The organism is Colwellia sp. BRX8-7, assembly GCF_014077275.1.
GTDB lineage: Bacteria > Pseudomonadota > Gammaproteobacteria > Enterobacterales > Alteromonadaceae > Colwellia_A.
In genome coordinates this window covers 1-228 of the sequence record NZ_JACGVP010000150.1, presented here as the reverse complement: position 1 = coordinate 228, position 228 = coordinate 1, and the positions used below count along the sequence as shown (strand labels likewise).

Annotated in this window: 1 pseudogene; it reads right to left on the bottom strand. The window is 41.2% G+C overall.

Annotation, left to right across the window (positions count from 1 at the left end):
• Positions 1-228, bottom strand: a pseudogene (locus H4J57_RS19750) (IS110 family transposase); the annotation flags it as partial.

The following is a 228-nucleotide window of genomic DNA, read 5'->3' as shown; positions in this document are numbered from 1 at the left end:
CGGTGCTAGTTGTGGGCCTGCGCCAGGTAAACTATCAAAAATAGCCTTGTCTTGTTGTTTTTTGTACAGCTGTTTTATTGCTTTATCCAACTGTTCAATACCGATAAGTAACACCTTGAATTGTGCGATAAGCACTTCCACTAACAGTTGATTAGGGGCTATTACGCCTTCATCTTCGGTTAACGGAACGGCTTCTTTAATGCTAAGTAATCGAGCATTATTGACGGT